This window comes from Pseudomonas rhizozeae (assembly GCF_031583775.1).
Lineage (GTDB): Bacteria > Pseudomonadota > Gammaproteobacteria > Pseudomonadales > Pseudomonadaceae > Aquipseudomonas.
In genome coordinates, this window is sequence record NZ_JAVLSB010000075.1 from 106329 (window position 1) to 121494 (window position 15166).

The following is a 15166-nucleotide window of genomic DNA, read 5'->3' on the forward strand; positions in this document are numbered from 1 at the left end:
ATGCATAAGTTATTGCGACTTTAAGATGGGTTAGTTGATTTCAGGAATATTGGTATAAATCGAGAGTGTGCTACTGACGTATTACTTAGGAACTTGAGGAAGGTTTGCGACTGCTGCGCAGTCGAGCGGGAGCAAGCTCCCTCGCCACAGAGGCATCTGGGTGGGCAAGCTCCCTAGCCACTGGGCCTCTCGATGAGCAAGCATCCTAGCCACAGTGGCATGTGGAGGAGCAGGTCCTCACAGGGGACAGCGGCGGATCATTGCGGGATTGGTTTGTGCCCGCCGTCCTTGCGTCCGACTTTCTGCGCATCGGTCTCGCCGCCGTCCGGGTGACCCTTTTCCTGTTTGCGTTTGGCCGGGTCGTTGGGGCGCAGGGCGTTGTTGTCGCGTTCGATTTCGCCGGGCATGGCTGGATGGTCGGGATTTTCTTTGTGTGTGGTTTTCATGGCAGGCACTCAGGTTTCAGGGTCAGGCTTCAGGGTCGGCAACTTCTTCAGCGACGTTCGCTTCGGGCGAGTCTTGGTGGGATTGCTCGGCCTTGGCTTTAAGGTGTTGCCATTGCTCAAGGTCGATCGCGCCCTGCCCCAGCAAATCGTCGGCCAGGCGCAGCAGTTCGCTGTAATGGGCGTCCGGGGATTGCTGCCAGTAGGCCTTGTCATCGAACAGGCGTTGCCAGTCGGCAAGGTCAGGCGGTTTGAGGTCATCGCTCATGTCAGGCTCCAGTGAACGGCTTCACTAAGTAGGAGGACGCCGCCGTCACTGGAGTTCCGCGCGATCGCGTGCCGCTCAGTAGCCAGTCATTTCCAGATAGCCACTGCCGCCCTGGCTGCCACTGACCCTCACCGGCCCTTCCCAATAGGGAATGCGCAAGCCCATCCAGGCCTGACTGTTCAGCGCAGCGGTGGTGATGTCGAGGCCTTTGCCGGGGATTTTGATTGACCAGCGCACCGGCATCTTACGCCCGGCGACTTCCGCAGTGTCCTCGGGGGTCATGCTCAGGTCGCTGCCGTGCAGCAGTTGCGTGCGGCCTTCGGTGTCGATCCAGGTTCCGGTCACGTAAGGCGCGCCGTCCTTCTGCCGCATGCGGTAGAGCATCACTTCCTCGCCACTGTCCAGGTGCAGGGAGAACCAGTCCCAACCGGTCTGGTCGGCGGTCAACGGCTGGCTGCTCCACTCGCGGTCGAGCCAGGCCGGACCGCTGACCTGGTAGCTCTGGCCATCGATTTCCACCTGGCCACTGGCCTGGAAAAACGGCTGGCTGTAGTAATACGAAGCCTGGCCCTGCTCGGATTTAACGCTGAAACCCTGCTGCCCTTGCAACACCAGCGGCCGGGTGGCGCGCAGCTTGAGTTGGTAGGCGAAGCCCTTGTCGCGGGCGCTGAGTTGCACGTCATCCAGCGACGGCCCGGCAAAGCGCCAGTCGTCAATCCATGCATTGAATGGCGCCACTTCGACCCCCGCCTGGCCGACGCCGCCTCGGGCGTAGCGCTCGGCGGCGTGGTGGCTGGTCGCGGACGTCACGGCGGCATGGCCGAGCCAAATGGTCTGGTTGGCCCAGCCAGGCTGCTGCGGATTAGCGTTCAGCGCGCTGCGAAACAACGTCCACTGCACGCCGAATTCGCGACCCTCTGCGTCCTTGAGGTTGGCCGTCACATACCACCATTCAATCCGAAAACCCTGATGCGCACCGTGGTCCGCCGGAAAGCTGAACGTCCGCCCTGGCCGCACCTCGGTGAACGCCGCTGCCGAGGTGCCGAGCCCGGCGAAGCCCTTTTCTTCAGGCTTGGACTGATCGCAACCGGCCAATCCCAGCAACACCAGCACCCCTAAAACGACCTTAATCTTCATGGGCAAAGGTCCTCAGCAAATCCGCCGGTTGCGTGCGGTACAACCTGATCAGCGGCCAGGCCGACGCCAGCAACGTCGCCACCACGGCCAGCCCCAGTAACTGCAGCAATTGCCACGGAAAAATCCGCAACGGCAAGCGCCAGCCAAACGCCTGCACATTGATCACCGCGTCCAGGCACCAAGCCAGCGCGATGCCCAGCGGCAGCGCCAGCACCAGAGTCAACAGCGCCAGCAGCCAGGTCTGGCCGAGGTTGAGCAGCATCAACTGGCGGCGCGTCACGCCCAGCGCCCACAACGGCGCGAGTTGGCCGAGGCGGCTCTGGCTCTGCGTCAACAGGCTGATAAACAGCGCCACCCCGGCCACCCCCAAGGTCAGGCTATTGAGCGCAGCGGTGGCGGCGAAGGTGCGTTCGAAGACTTGCGTCGACCAGCCCTTGAGCCGCGCCTGATCGACAATGTGGCTGTCATCCAGGCTGAAGCGCTGTTGCAGGGTCTGCAGAAATGCCGGAATCTGCGCCGGCTCGATGCGCAGGTTGAAGCGATTCGGCGTCAACTGCGGCCAGCCGCGCTGCAAGTGCTCGGCGTTGACCAGAATGTGGCCCTTGGGGTTGCCGTAGTCGGCGTAGATCCCGACGATACGCGGCGACCACAGGCCGTTCGGCGTGGGAATGCTCAATTGATCGCCGAGCCGCAGCTTGAGACGCCGCGCCAGCTGTTCGCTGAGCATCGCCGAATCGTCGCTGGCCAAGCGATCCCACGGTGCGTCGCCGAGGGACTCCAGCAACGGCCAATGCTGGCGGTACGTCGGATGATTGATAACGCCAAACACATCCGCCGGCCAGCCCTGCAACTGCACCGAGACTTGCCAGTTGGGCAGCACTGCGGTCACTGGCGGCTGTTGCCGCAGCCAGCTGTACATCTCTTGCGACTGCGCGGGGGTTTGCGGGTTGATGTACAGCTCGGCGGTGAGCCGCTGTTCGAGCCAGTCGCTAAAGGTCTGGCGGAAACCAGCGGTCATGCTGCCGGCGCCGATGTTCGCCGCCAGCGCCAGCAACAGCGCCATCAACGCCAGGCTCAGTGCCGGCAATTGTTGCTGACAATCGGCGAGAAACCATTGCCCGAGCACTCGGCGCGTGCCTTGCAGCAACAGCCCGAGCAATCCATTGAGCAACACCGGCAAAGCCAGGGCTGAACCGAGTAACAGCGCTGCCATCAGGACAAAACCGCTGGCCAGACTGTCGCCCCACAGCAACGCGCCGACCGCGATCAACGCCGCGCTCGCCGCCACCCAGGCCTGGCGCCGCAACCAGCGCCGATGCGCCTCGTGCCAGGCTTGTGGATTGGCCAGCGCCAGCAACGGCAGGCGCGCCGCGCGCAACAAACTGTTGGCCCCGGCGAGCAAAGCGCCGAACAGACTCAGGCCGATGCCGCTCAACCACCACGCCGGGCTCAGGTTCAAGTGCCCCGCCACTTCCGCGCCGTATAAGCCACGCAGACTCGCGGCGACGTCCGGCAACAAAACGCCCGCAAGAAAATAACCGCTGATCACCCCGGCCAGCCCACCGAGCAGCGCCATCATGCCCAGTTCGACGCTCAAACAAGCGATCAGCATTCGCGCGCTGACGCCACAGGCGCGCAAGGTGCGCAGCAGGCCCAGCCGCTGTTCGAGGGCCAGACCGATCGCGCCGTGGACGATAAACAACCCCACGATGAACGACAGAAATCCCAAAGCATCGAGGTTCAGGTGAAAACTTTCGGTCAAACGCGCCAGGTTGTTTTCTTCGCCGCTGGCCTTGAGTTGCAACTGGCCTTTGAGCGCCTCAGGCAACACACCGTGGAAATCCTTCGGCAGCAGCAATCGCGTCAGTTGTTGCGGCTGTTCCAGCAGTTGTTGCGCGATGCCGATGTCCACCAGCAACACCCCCGGCGCCATGTCTTCCTGGACATGCAGCGGCGGCAACACGTGACCGCTGAGGGTCGACGGTTGCTCACCTTCGCGCAGGCCCAGCGCCTGCAAGGTCTGCGGGGCAATCCAGGTGCGGCCCGGCGGGCTGAAGAATTCGACGATCTGCGTCATGTCCAGCGCTTGCCCAGCCACCGGGCCGCCGGCCGGCAGCGACACCGGTTCGATGCCCATCAGTTGCAGACGCTGGTCGTCATGGCCGAGCAAATTCAAGCGCCCTTGCAACACCGGCGATACCGGCCAGCCCTGGCGACGCAGGTCGATGAACAAGTGCTGATCGAAGCTGCCGCCGTTTGCCGCTGTCAGGCTGGCCTGGGGTTCGCCGCCGATCAACTCGCTGGCCTTGGCATAACTGTCCCGCGCCTGGCTGTTCAGCGCTTGCACACCGGTCAGCAGGCTGGTGGCCAGCCACAACCCGGTCAGCACACTGAAAAACTGCACAGGATGCCGACGCCAATGGCTGAGCAGCGCGCGCAAGGTCTCGCGGAACACCCGCACCTCAGCTCACGCCCGCATCGGCCAGACGGCCACGCTGCAACATCACGGTTTGCGCCAGCCGCGCCGCCACCCGTGGGCTGTGGGTGACCATCAACAAGGTCGTCGGGGTATCGTCGAGCAGTTCCAGCAGCAGCTTCAGCACCTCATCGCTGGTGGCTTCGTCGAGGCTGCCGGTCGGTTCGTCCGCCAACAGCAAACTCGGCCGCGACGCCAGCGCTCGCCCCAGCGCCACTCGCTGCTGCTGGCCGCCGGACAATTGCTCCGGATAACGCCGCAGCAATTCGCCAAGCCCCAACCGTTGGACCAGATGCGCCTGCCACTGCGGATCATGCCGACCGGCCAGGCGCGCCTGAAACGCCAGGTTGTCCTCGACCCGCAAGCTGCCGATCAGGTTGAACTGCTGGAACACCAGGCCGATTTCCGTGCGCCGCCACTCGGCCAATTGGCCTTCGTTCATTTGTTCCAGGCGATGCGCACCACTTTGAATACTGCCGGCGTCGACCTTATCCAGCCCGGCGATCAAATGCAGCAAGGTGCTTTTGCCGCTGCCCGACTCGCCCATCAACGCCAGGCTGCTGCCGGGTTGCAGCGTCAGGTCGATGCCTTGCAGCACCGGCAATGGGCCTTGCGGGGTGGCGTAGCTTTTGTGGACGCCTAGGACTTGCAGCATGGACGAGGCTCGACTGGAAGAAGTGAGCCTAGGATAGCGGGCCGGAGGGGCGTTTGTCCGTTAACGCCCCTCCGGCCCTCTGTCCGACCCGGCTGACAACCGCGATCACTCGACGATCTGGTACACCGGGGTGAAGGAGTTGAATTTCTGCAAGTCGGTTTCCGCTTCGGCGCGCGTCAGAAAGCAAAACTGCGCGGCCGACTGCTTGGCCTTCAACAGCGATGACTCGGCATTGGCGAAGCAGTAACCCGTAGGACTGCTGCATTGATCCAGCGGAAAAGTGAACGGTCGCCATTGCTCCGGTTGCTGTTGCCGCACCTTGGCAATAAAACTCGACAGCGAAGCCATCATCACGCTCGGGTCACGGCGCTCGCCGGCTCGCTCGAGGATCGGTGACTGGAAACCGCCGGGCTGGTCGACGACAAACACGTAAGCGTGGCAATACAACTTGCCAGCAGCGGCCGCTGGCGGCGCAACCACTGCGGCTGCCGCTGGTGCCACAGCCACGCCCGGCGCCTTCGCCACCGGAGCGCTCGCTCCGGCGGGGATGACCAGGCTGACGTCGCGACTGGCGCGGTCACGCCAAATCCCTACCGATGCCTTGTAGCCGGCGCGCAACTTGCCGGCAATCGCCTGCACGTCACTGGGCGCATTGACCACTTGCCCGGACACGTCCCGGATCACGTCCATGGCTTTGATCCCGGCCTTGGCCGCGGCGCTGCCCGGCGCCACGCTGACCACCCAGGCGCCGCTGCGGTCCTTCAGGCCCAAGGCCTGGACCAGTTCGGGGCTCGGGGTTTCGAGGGTCAAGCCGAGGTCCTGGGCATTGACGCTTTGCTGGCTGACGGCGGTCGCAACGTTGGCTTTTGCCGGGTTGACAGTGGTTGCCGTGGCAACGCTGGCCTTGGGCTTCTTGGCGATCGGCGGTGGGGTCCAAGGTACGCGCACGGTGTTCCAGCCGATGATCATCGTGGTGATGTTCGCTGCGCGCTCGATCGCAGCCTGAGCCTTGGCCGGGCTGTCCTCCATCAGGCAATAGCCGGCGTTGCCTTTGAAGTTGTAGGTCGAACGCAGCATCTCGGTGAAGGCTTGTGACTCCGCCGCGCCGCCGTCAGCGTAGAAATCGCCATAGGTGAACATCGGTGTGACGTAAACGGACTCGTCAGTGGTGGTTGTGCAGTAACCGTAGGCGGTGACCTGCCCCGAGGCCGGCACCGTGGCCCCGGTCGCGCCAGCGACACAACCCTGTTCGGTCCGTACCTGACGGATCGAATCCATGTGCCAACCCGTGATTTTGACCAAGCCGCTATCGCCCTTCGCCGCGGCGTCCTGTTGCTGCTGACCCATACTGCCCTCACTCAACTCCAGGTCCTTGCACGACTTGCCGCGCCAGGTCGAAGTGGTGATGCCGACCGATTCCGGGGTCATTGATGCTTCATAGGCAGAACTGCCCACCGGTTGCAGCAGCCCGACCGCCGTGCCGATGCAGCCAGACAATGAACTCGCCAGGGCCACGGCGCCCAATCGAGTCACCATCAGTCCTTGATCATTCATTTTTCAGCACCATTTGCACGTCGCGTTTAGCCTGGTTGCGCCACACGCTGACGGTCGCCTTGTAGCCGGCGCGCATCCTTGAGGAGATGTCGCTGACGTCCTGGGCGCTGGCGACTTCCTGACCACCGACTTCGATGATTACGTCCAGCGGCTTGATCCCGGCCTTGTCCGCTGCGCTGCCCTTGACCGTGTCGATCACCCACGCCCCCTGAGTGGACGGCAAGCCCACTGCTTTGGCGTAGGAAGGCGTGACGGCGCCGAGGTTCATGCCTTGCAGGTTGGCACTCGGCGCATTACTGGCACTGGCGGACGTTTTCGATGGCGTGGCTGCGGCTGGCGTGGCCACGGGCAGCATCGATACTTGCGATCCCCCGGCGCCGACCACCACTGGCACAGTCTGGTACGCCAGATAACGCCAGACCTTGAGCCTGACCGTGGAACCCAACGGCGCCTTGGTCACCAGCACGCGGAAATCCACCGAGTCGGCAATCGGTTGCTCATTGATCGCCACCACTACGTCATTCGGCAAAATTCCCGCCTGCTGCGCCGGGCTGCCGGCCACAGTGCTGTGAACCACCACGCCGGCAGTCGGCAGGCCGGCCAACGCGGCTTTCTGCGCGTCGATGGTTTCCATCGAGATCCCGACCTTGCCGCCGGGGAAATTGCCTGCGGTGCAGCCTTTTTCCTGCCAGACCTGGCTGGCCGCGACTTTGCGCGCTTCACCGGCCTGTTTCAGATAAGCATTGGGACTGCCCAGATAACCGGGCACTTCAGAGAGCGACATTTCGATGTAATCGCAATTGCGCGAGCGATAGCGATCGGGGGTTTCGCGGGTGATCAGTTGTTGCAGATTGGCGCTGTTGTCGGCTTCCGAGTTCGTCGGCGGTGCAGTCACCGGCGTGTCTTCATCGCCGGCGCTTCCCACCGCATTGATCAGATAAACGGGATCGAGGATGCATCCGTTCAAGGACGACAGCATCAGCGTCGTGCCCAGTATTCGCCCTGCACTATTCCAGCGTGCGCTCATGCTGCTCCCCCCAATAAGAAATACCGCTCAAGTGCCCTGAATCAGGCCTTCTAAGCGGCAAGCTAAACCAAGGTGATAGCAATGCGCTAGCGTGTTTTTTTGACGCCTGGAATTTGTGAGAAAAAGGTGTTTACACGGTGTTGATCAGGAACGTGAAACACGCCAAGACTCAGTCCGAAAGGTAGCTACGGCGCAACGCGGCGCGGCGGTCGATGGCGTCACGCAGGCGGCGTTTCTGGGTTTCCCAGACCTCGCTGTCGACCTTGGTCGAGCGCATCAGTGCGAGCATCGCTTCCTTGGCGCGCAGGTACTCGTCCCAGGCGTCCTGGCTCTTGAGGCGGATTTGCTCCTCCTCGGACATATCCATGCGCCGCAGCGCCATCGCGCAAGGATCTTCCAGGACGACGCCGAGGGTCCGTTGAATACGGTGCGGAGCGCGGAAACCGCCGGCAATCGCCAGCAACTCCTGAGCCCGCACACAGCCCCATTCCAGCGCCGACGCCAGTGACTCGGCGCCATCGCGGTCATGAAATTCTTCGACGATTGCCCCGCCGTCGCGGCCATACAAACCGACGAACACTTGGATCACTTGGTCGCGATTGCACCGCGCCTGGACTTCTATCTGTGTGCCGTCCGGCAGTGACTCATCGTGACTGCGCCCCTGTAACTGGCTGTTGCTCCAGAGCCAATATTGCGCACCTCTGCGTCGCATCGCCCGTCACTCCAGTCGTGGGAAAAATCAGTAAGGCATAGCCTTTGGGGATTTTCCAGCGCGGTTCTGCACACATGGCCACCATCGGACGAACGACCGCTGTCAGTTAAACGGCGCCAGGGTTAGTCGTCGTGATCGCGGCTGATATCCAGTCGCTCCCGGAAGAACTCGATCAACGCCTGCACCGGTCGCGACGACTGTCGATGCTGCGGGTACACCGCCGAGAGCACCAGCGGTTCCGGGCGCAGGTCATCGAGCACCGGGAGCAAACGGCCGTCGCGCAGGGCGGCGCCGATGATGAAGGTGGGCAGGTAGGTAATGCCGAGCCCGGCGATGGCGGCGTCGCGCAGCAGTTCGCCGTTGTTGACCCGCATGCGCCCGGTGACGTTGACCACATGCGGTTTGCCCGGACCGTTGAAGCGCCATTGCACCTGGCGATTGTGGCCGTAGGGCAGGCAGTCGTGGTGAAGCAAATCGTCGGGTTTGCCCGGCGTGCCGCGTTCGGCGAGGTACGCCGGGCTGGCGCAGTACACTCGCTCGATGGTGGCGAGGCGGCGGGCGATCAGCGTTGAGTCTTCCAGCACGCCGATGCGCAGCGCCAGGTCGTAGCCTTCGCTGAGCAGGTCCACCGGACGATCGCTAAGGTCGACTTCCACGGTCACGTCGCGGTAGCGCTGCAAAAACGGCGGCAGCAAACAACCGAGGTGCGCGAGGGCGAAGGACAGCGGCGCGCTCATGCGCACGGTGCCGCGCGGCTCGCTGGTTTGCCCGGCGATGCCCTGCTCCACTTGCTCGACTTCGCCGAGCAGGCGCAAGGCCGATTCGTAGTAACTCTGGCCGAGTGGCGTGACGTCGAGGCGCCGGGTCGAGCGGTTGAGCAGGCGCACGCCGAGGCGCTCTTCCAGTTGCATCAAGCGCCGGCTGACAAATTGCTTGGACAACCCCAATTGATCGGCGGCAGCGGTGAAGCTGCCGGAGTCCATCACCTGGCAAAAAATACGCATGTCTTCGAACGGGTTCATTGTCGCGACCTGGTTGACAGTTAGGCGCTTTATACCGCGATGCACGGCTGAAAATCTGTTAACTTTCAGAATTTTTCAGGGCTGCTTTGCCGCCCGGCGGGGGCCAGCGCCCTGGCCACAGGTCATTTCCCATCTAACGTTGAGTGCCCGTCCCAAGGAGTTGTGACATGACCTTCCTCTACGCCCACCTGCTGTCCTTCAGTGTGCTGGTGCTGGTGATCGACGCCTTGCTCTGGCAACTGGCGCCGTTTCCCCATCGGGTGACGCGGGTGGGCATGCGACTGGCGCTGTTTCTGCTGTACAGCGTGCTGATCATCAACGCCGGGGTCAGTCCGTTGCAGGCGCCGCTGCTGGCCGATGACCGCGTGTCGCAGTTCGGCGCGACAGCCCTGGCGATTGTCTGGTGGCTGTACGCCGCACGGGTCCTCACGGAATTGATCGGCCTGCTGTTGATGCGCCGCATCGGCCACAGCGGGCGCCTGCTGCAAGACGTGATCGGTGCCTTGGTGTTTCTGGTGGCGATTGTCGCGGCGGCGGGCTACGTGATGGAGTTGCCGGTCAAAGGCTTGCTGGCGACCTCGGGCGTGGTGGCGATCGTGGTCGGCCTGGCGTTGCAGAGCACGTTGAGCGATGTGTTCTCCGGGATCGTGCTCAACACCACCAAGCCTTATCAAGTGGACGACTTGGTGTCGATCGACGGCGTCGAAGGCAAGGTGGTGGACATCGACTGGCGCTCCACGCATCTGTTGACCAGCGCCGGCACCCTGGCGGTAGTGCCGAACTCGGTGGCGGCCAAGGCCAAACTGATCAACCTCAGCCGCCCGACCAATCTGCACGGCGTGTCGATCAGCATCAAGGTGGCCAACCACATCCGCCCGCGCCGCGTGCTCGACGCCCTCGATCGCACGCTGCAAGGCAGCAGCGCCTTGCTGCTCAAACCGGCGCCAAAAGCGGTGTTGAAAGAAGCCGGCGAGACATCGTCGGAATACGTGGCCAGCGGTTTCATCAGCGACCTGAATAAAAAAAGCGAAGTACGCAATCAACTGTTCGACCTCGCCCACCGGCACCTTGAGGCGGCGAATATCTCGCGCCAGCTCGACGGCGTGATCGAACCGTCCAGCCGCGCCCGGGCCTTGCTCGACGAGGTAAAAATCTTCCGTTCCTTGAGCGCCGAAGAGCGCGACCACCTGGCGCAAAACATGCACCCGCATCAGTACAGTGCCGGCGAAGTGGTGCTGAGTTGCGAGGAAGTGCCGGAGTGCCTGTTCGTGATCGCCACGGGCGTGGTCAGCGTGACCGTGCTCGACGACGACCATCAGACCGAAGTCGGGCGCATGGGCCCCAGCGAAGTCATGGGCGAACAGAGCATCCTCGCCGACGCGCCGTCCCTGGGGACCTTCACCGCCATGACCTCCAGCATCATTTACCAACTCGACAAAGCCGTGGCCCGCGAGTGCATGGCGAAGCGCAGCGAAGTCGGTCAGGCGCTGAACAAACTGCAAGCCGTGCGCTTGCAAAACAGTCGCCTGGCGCTGATGGCCAAACCGGTGGCGATCAAAAAAGGCGGATTCTTGTCCTGGTTGCAGAAGCGCTGAATTCCCATACTCAATCTGCGGCGCATGCTGGATTTTTTTGAACTGACACAAAACGAAGTGGGAGCGAGCCTGCTCCGGGTGGCGTTCCGACTGAGGCGGACTGTCAGCCGCTGCATGATCGGCGGATGTACCCAAGCAAACCCGTAGAATTTGGCGCGCCAGGCACAAAAATGCCCGCACAATGGCGGGCATTTGGGTCAAGCGCTGCGGCTTACTTGGCGGTCAGCACGGTGTAGCTGTTGATCAGGTTGCGGTAGTTCGGAATGCGCTGCGACAGCAGGTTGGCCAGGCCTTCCATGTCGTTGCGCCAGTCGCCCTGCAGCTCGCACGCCACGGAGAACCAGTTGACCAGTTGGGCGCCGGCCGCCGACATGCGCGCCCACGCCGCTTGCTGCACGGTTTCGTTGAAGGTGCCGGAGGCATCGGTGACCACGAACACTTCAAAGCCTTCAGCCAGCGCCGACAAAGTCGGGAAGGTCACGCAGACGTCGGTGACGACGCCGGCGATGATCAGTTGCTTGCGGCCGGTGGCTTTCACGGCTTTGACGAAATCTTCGTTGTCCCAGGCGTTGATCTGGCCTGGACGCGGGATGTACGGCGCGTCCGGGAACAGTTCTTTGAGCTCAGGCACCATCGGGCCGTTAGGGCCGGCTTCGAAACTGGTGGTGAGGATGGTCGGCAGTTTGAAAAACTTGGCCAGGTCGCCCAGGGCCAGCACGTTGTTCTTGAATTCGTTGGGCGAGAAATCCTGCACCAGCGAGATCAGGCCGGTCTGGTGGTCGACCAGCAGGACCACGGCATCGTCTTTATTCAGGCGTTTGTACGGAACGTTGCTCATGTGAAGCTCCTCGGGAGGGTGGTTGCGCAAGACGCCGGCCGTGGTGACCGGCGCGTTTCTGATGGATTAAAAGGCGAAGCACGAGCAACCGAAAGCGCCCCAGAAACCAGCAAAGTCGCTGACTGGCGCGTTCGACAGGCGGGCCTTGTTGTGGCTGTGCGCATGCACGCCGCACGGGCCGCTGCATTGGTGCACCTGGGCTTGCATTGGCGAGGTCGGGCGCCAGTGGCCGGGGACGTTCACCACCGGCGACCAGTCCGGCAGCACCGGCACGCTGGCCGGGCCGAGTTTTTCGAAGTCACCGGCGGCGTACACCACTTTGCCGCCGACCACGGTCAGCACCGATTCGATCCATTTGATGGCTTCTTCGTCGACCGAGAAAAAATCCGCGCTCAACGCCGCCACGTCCGCCAATTGGCCGACCTTGATCTGACCTTTCTTGCCCTGCTCCGACGAGAACCAGGCGCTGCCGTGGGTGAACAGTTCCAGCGCGGTCAGGCGTGGCAGGCCTTCGCTGTGCAGTTCGAGGCCACCGACCGTCCGGCCGCTGACCATCCAATACAGCGAGGTCCACGGGTTGTAGCTCGACACGCGGGTGGCATCGGTGCCGGCGCCGACCGGCACGCCTTCAGCCAGCATGCGCTTGATCGGCGGTGTGGCTTCGGCGGCTTTGCTGCCGTACCGTTCGACGAAGTATTCGCCCTGGAACGCCATGCGGTCCTGGATCGCAATGCCGCCGCCCAGCGCCCTCACCCGCTCGATGTTCTGCGGGGTGATGGTTTCGGCGTGGTCGAAAAACCATGGCAAACCGTTGAACGGAATGTCGCGGTTAACCTTTTCGAACACGTCGAGCATGCGGCTGATGGATTCGTTGTAAGTGGCGTGCAAACGGAACGGCCAGCGCTGCTCCACCAGGTGTCGCACCACAGGCTCCAGTTCGGCTTCCATGGTTGGCGGCAAGTCCGGGCGCGGTTCGAGGAAGTCTTCGAAATCCGCCGCCGAGAACACCAGCATCTCCCCGGCGCCGTTGTGCCGCAGGTAGTCGTCGCCCTGATGCAGGGTCACGCTCGACGTCCAGTTTTTGAAGTCGGTCAGTTCTTCCTTGGGCTTCTGGGTGAACAGGTTGTAGGCGATGCGAATCGTCAGTTGTTGATCCTTGGCCAGTTGCTCGATCACCTGGTAATCGTCCGGGTAATTCTGGAAACCGCCGCCGGCATCGATGGCGCTGGTCAGCCCCAAGCGGTTGAGTTCGCGCATGAACTGGCGGGTCGAGTTGACCTGATATTCCAGCGGCAGCTTCGGCCCCTTGGCCAGGGTCGAGTACAAAATCATCGCGTTCGGCCGCGCCACCAGCATGCCGGTCGGGTTGCCGTTGGCATCGCGCACGATCTCCCCGCCCGGCGGGTTCGGCGTGTCGCGGGTGTACCCGGCCACCCGCAACGCCGCGCGGTTGAGCAAGGCGCGGTCGTACAGGTGCAGCACGAATACCGGGGTGTCCGGCGCGGCCTGGTTGAGTTCTTCAAGGGTCGGCATGCGTTTTTCGGCAAACTGGAATTCATTCCAGCCACCCACCACGCGCACCCATTGCGGGGTCGGCGTGCGGTCGGCCTGCTCTTTGAGCATGCGCAGCGCATCCACCAGCGACGGCACGCCTTCCCAGCGCAGCTCGAGGTTGTAGTTCAGGCCGCCACGGATCAGGTGCAAGTGCGAGTCGTTAAGGCCGGGGATCACGCAGCGGCCCTTGAGGTCGATGACCTGGCTGCCACTGCCGCGCAGGGCCATGGCTTCGGCGTCGTTGCCGACTGCGACGAATCGACCGTCCTTGATCGCCACCGCGCTGGCGGTGGGTTTTTCGCGGTCGACTGTGTGGAATTGGCCATTGAAGAGAATCAGATCGGCGGTCATCACGTGTCCTTCAAGAGTATGAAAAAGGGTCGCTCAACGCTGCGGGTCGGCGCCGGGCTCCAGGTGGTCGAGGGCCTTGCCGCCGACCATCCACGGCGCGAACAGTCGCGTGGCCAGCGGCATGAACAGGTACACCACCGAGACCACGATGGTCAGGGTGATCAGAAATGTGGCCACCACGTAGTTGGACAAAAAGGCGTGCAGCGACAGCAGCGGCCCCCACAGCAACGGCACCAGCAAGGTGTGCGGCAGAATCACCAGCAGCGTCACCACCGCTTGCTTCCAGCGCGGCGGCGGCGCGGCGGCATCGGCCTGCGGCGCGAACCAGAACTCATTGAGCCGGTTGACCTCGGTCTGGTCGCCATCGGCGAGCATCGGCGCGGCGTCCGCCACCAATGCCTGACGTTGCGGCGAATCGAGCCAGCGCTGCATGTCTTCGGTGGTCCGATAGCGCAGCACGCAGGTAAACAGGTCCAGCCCGGCCTGCTTGCCGCGCATCACGTCCACGCCCAAATGCCCGGCCTGCTGCCCGGCAATACTGACGATATTGCGCAGCCAGGCTTCGTAAGGCACTTCACAACCGGCCTTGACCCGGTGCTTGATGACCAGGGTCACCACTTCCTCGAAACCGGAACGCGCCGCGCGGCTCTCGGCCGTCAGGGATTCAGGCATAACGTAAAACTCCGGCAAAACGAACATTGAGCGCCAGCCGTCCCGGCCCGGCGATAAACACGGTGGTAAACAGGATCAACAGCAACCAGCCAAACTGCCCTTCGGCCAGGCTCCATTGCGGGTGCACCACCAGCAACGCGATCAGCAACACCATCAAAATCGGCAAGCAGGCCAACCGCACCAACACCCCGGCGACGATCAACAGCGGACACAGCACCTCGGCAACAATCGCCAGCGACAGCGTCACATTCGCTCCCAAATGCAAGGGATCTTCGATGCGCAACAACTCTTCACTGTAGTTGAGCAGCTTGGGCAGACCATGCACCCACAGCAGAAACAGGCCACCGCTGATCCGTAAAAACAGCAGGCCCCAGTGCTGCAGGCGTTCATCCCATTGCGTTGCTGTCATCGCCCTGCCCGCTCATGTTTTCTTAAGGCGCACAGACGCCGATCACTGCAGCGGATCATGCGTGATGGGGTGAGGGAAAAATTGGATGGGTGTGCTGAGTTGCGCTTGGTCGCTGGTGCGGTGGTTTGGCGGTCAGTCTGGCTTCGGGTTGTAGGCGTTTGGCCTGTGGAAGCTAGCCGGCTCCGGGCGGCGTTGTGACGAAGGGTGTTTCCCTGCTGGCTCGTTCATTGCGGATGTCCCGAAAACCTGTGGGAGCTGCGGTGCGACGATTCGACTTGCCAGCGATGGCTTTTTATCAGGCGCTCGATTTTTTGCAGATGTACATATCCGTTTCTTGTGTGATGGCTGATATAGGTTCCGCTCTTACAGCGGGTTACTTGGAAAAGCGCCAAGTAACCAAGCGCTTTTATCCCCTCCATTCGGTGCCTCGCTAAGGCTCGGCATGCCCTCACT

The 15166-nt window shown here is 62.7% G+C and carries 14 protein-coding genes; 1 reads left to right on the forward strand and 13 read right to left on the reverse strand.

What is annotated here, in order from left to right; translation table 11 throughout:
• Positions 1-257 precede the first annotated feature (257 nt).
• The 9 genes from RG836_RS26470 to RG836_RS26510 form a co-directional block, all read right to left on the reverse strand.
• The gene (locus tag RG836_RS26470) at positions 258-446 is read right to left on the reverse strand and encodes a hypothetical protein (protein WP_310850762.1); all 189 of its coding nucleotides are present in this window, start codon (positions 444-446) and stop codon (positions 258-260) included.
• A gap of 22 nt (positions 447-468) precedes the next feature.
• Entirely contained in the window at positions 469-711 is a 243-nt protein-coding gene (locus RG836_RS26475; protein WP_310850763.1) for a hypothetical protein, read from the reverse strand.
• A 75-nt stretch (positions 712-786) separates the two neighbouring features.
• Positions 787-1848, reverse strand: a complete 1062-nt coding sequence (locus tag RG836_RS26480; RefSeq protein WP_310850764.1) for a lipocalin-like domain-containing protein — start codon at positions 1846-1848, stop codon at positions 787-789.
• Positions 1838-4309 (reverse strand): ABC transporter permease, encoded by a 2472-nt coding sequence (locus tag RG836_RS26485; RefSeq protein ID WP_310850767.1) that lies wholly within the window; start codon positions 4307-4309, stop codon positions 1838-1840. The genes RG836_RS26480 and RG836_RS26485 overlap by 11 nt, the downstream gene beginning before the upstream one ends.
• Position 4310: 1 nt before the next feature.
• Positions 4311-4979 (reverse strand): ABC transporter ATP-binding protein, encoded by a 669-nt coding sequence (locus RG836_RS26490; protein ID WP_310850768.1) that lies wholly within the window; start codon positions 4977-4979, stop codon positions 4311-4313.
• 105 nt (positions 4980-5084) lie between these two features.
• Positions 5085-6533, reverse strand: coding sequence for a PDZ domain-containing protein (locus tag RG836_RS26495; RefSeq protein WP_310850770.1), 1449 nt, complete (start codon positions 6531-6533; stop codon positions 5085-5087).
• Positions 6526-7560 carry a PDZ domain-containing protein gene (locus RG836_RS26500; RefSeq protein ID WP_310850771.1) on the reverse strand — a complete coding sequence of 345 codons (1035 nt, stop codon included), beginning with the start codon at positions 7558-7560 and terminating at the stop codon, positions 6526-6528. The genes RG836_RS26495 and RG836_RS26500 overlap by 8 nt, the downstream gene beginning before the upstream one ends.
• 169 nt (positions 7561-7729) lie before the next feature.
• Positions 7730-8272: a hypothetical protein gene (locus tag RG836_RS26505; RefSeq protein WP_310850772.1), complete on the reverse strand. Its 543-nt coding sequence runs from the start codon at positions 8270-8272 to the stop codon at positions 7730-7732.
• A 122-nt stretch (positions 8273-8394) separates the two neighbouring features.
• Positions 8395-9294, reverse strand: coding sequence for a LysR family transcriptional regulator (locus tag RG836_RS26510; RefSeq protein WP_310850773.1), 900 nt, complete (start codon positions 9292-9294; stop codon positions 8395-8397).
• Positions 9295-9461: 167 nt separating this feature from the next.
• Here RG836_RS26510 and RG836_RS26515 point away from each other — a divergent pair, with 167 nt between their 5' ends.
• On the forward strand, positions 9462-10889 hold the full coding sequence (locus RG836_RS26515) for a mechanosensitive ion channel family protein (protein ID WP_310850775.1): 1428 nt from the start codon (positions 9462-9464) through the stop codon (positions 10887-10889).
• A 211-nt stretch (positions 10890-11100) separates the two neighbouring features.
• On the opposite strand, the gene ycaC is transcribed toward RG836_RS26515, so the two are convergent.
• From ycaC to RG836_RS26535, 4 genes are all read right to left on the reverse strand, one after another.
• On the reverse strand, positions 11101-11727 hold the full coding sequence (ycaC, locus tag RG836_RS26520; protein WP_310850776.1) for an isochorismate family cysteine hydrolase YcaC: 627 nt from the start codon (positions 11725-11727) through the stop codon (positions 11101-11103).
• 66 nt (positions 11728-11793) lie between these two features.
• On the reverse strand, positions 11794-13632 hold the full coding sequence (locus tag RG836_RS26525) for an amidohydrolase (protein WP_310850777.1): 1839 nt from the start codon (positions 13630-13632) through the stop codon (positions 11794-11796).
• A 33-nt stretch (positions 13633-13665) separates the two neighbouring features.
• Positions 13666-14304 (reverse strand): antibiotic biosynthesis monooxygenase, encoded by a 639-nt coding sequence (locus RG836_RS26530; RefSeq protein WP_310850778.1) that lies wholly within the window; start codon positions 14302-14304, stop codon positions 13666-13668.
• Positions 14297-14713 (reverse strand): DoxX family protein, encoded by a 417-nt coding sequence (locus tag RG836_RS26535; protein WP_310850779.1) that lies wholly within the window; start codon positions 14711-14713, stop codon positions 14297-14299. Before RG836_RS26535 ends, RG836_RS26530 begins: the two co-directional genes overlap by 8 nt.
• Positions 14714-15166: the final 453 nt, after the last annotated feature.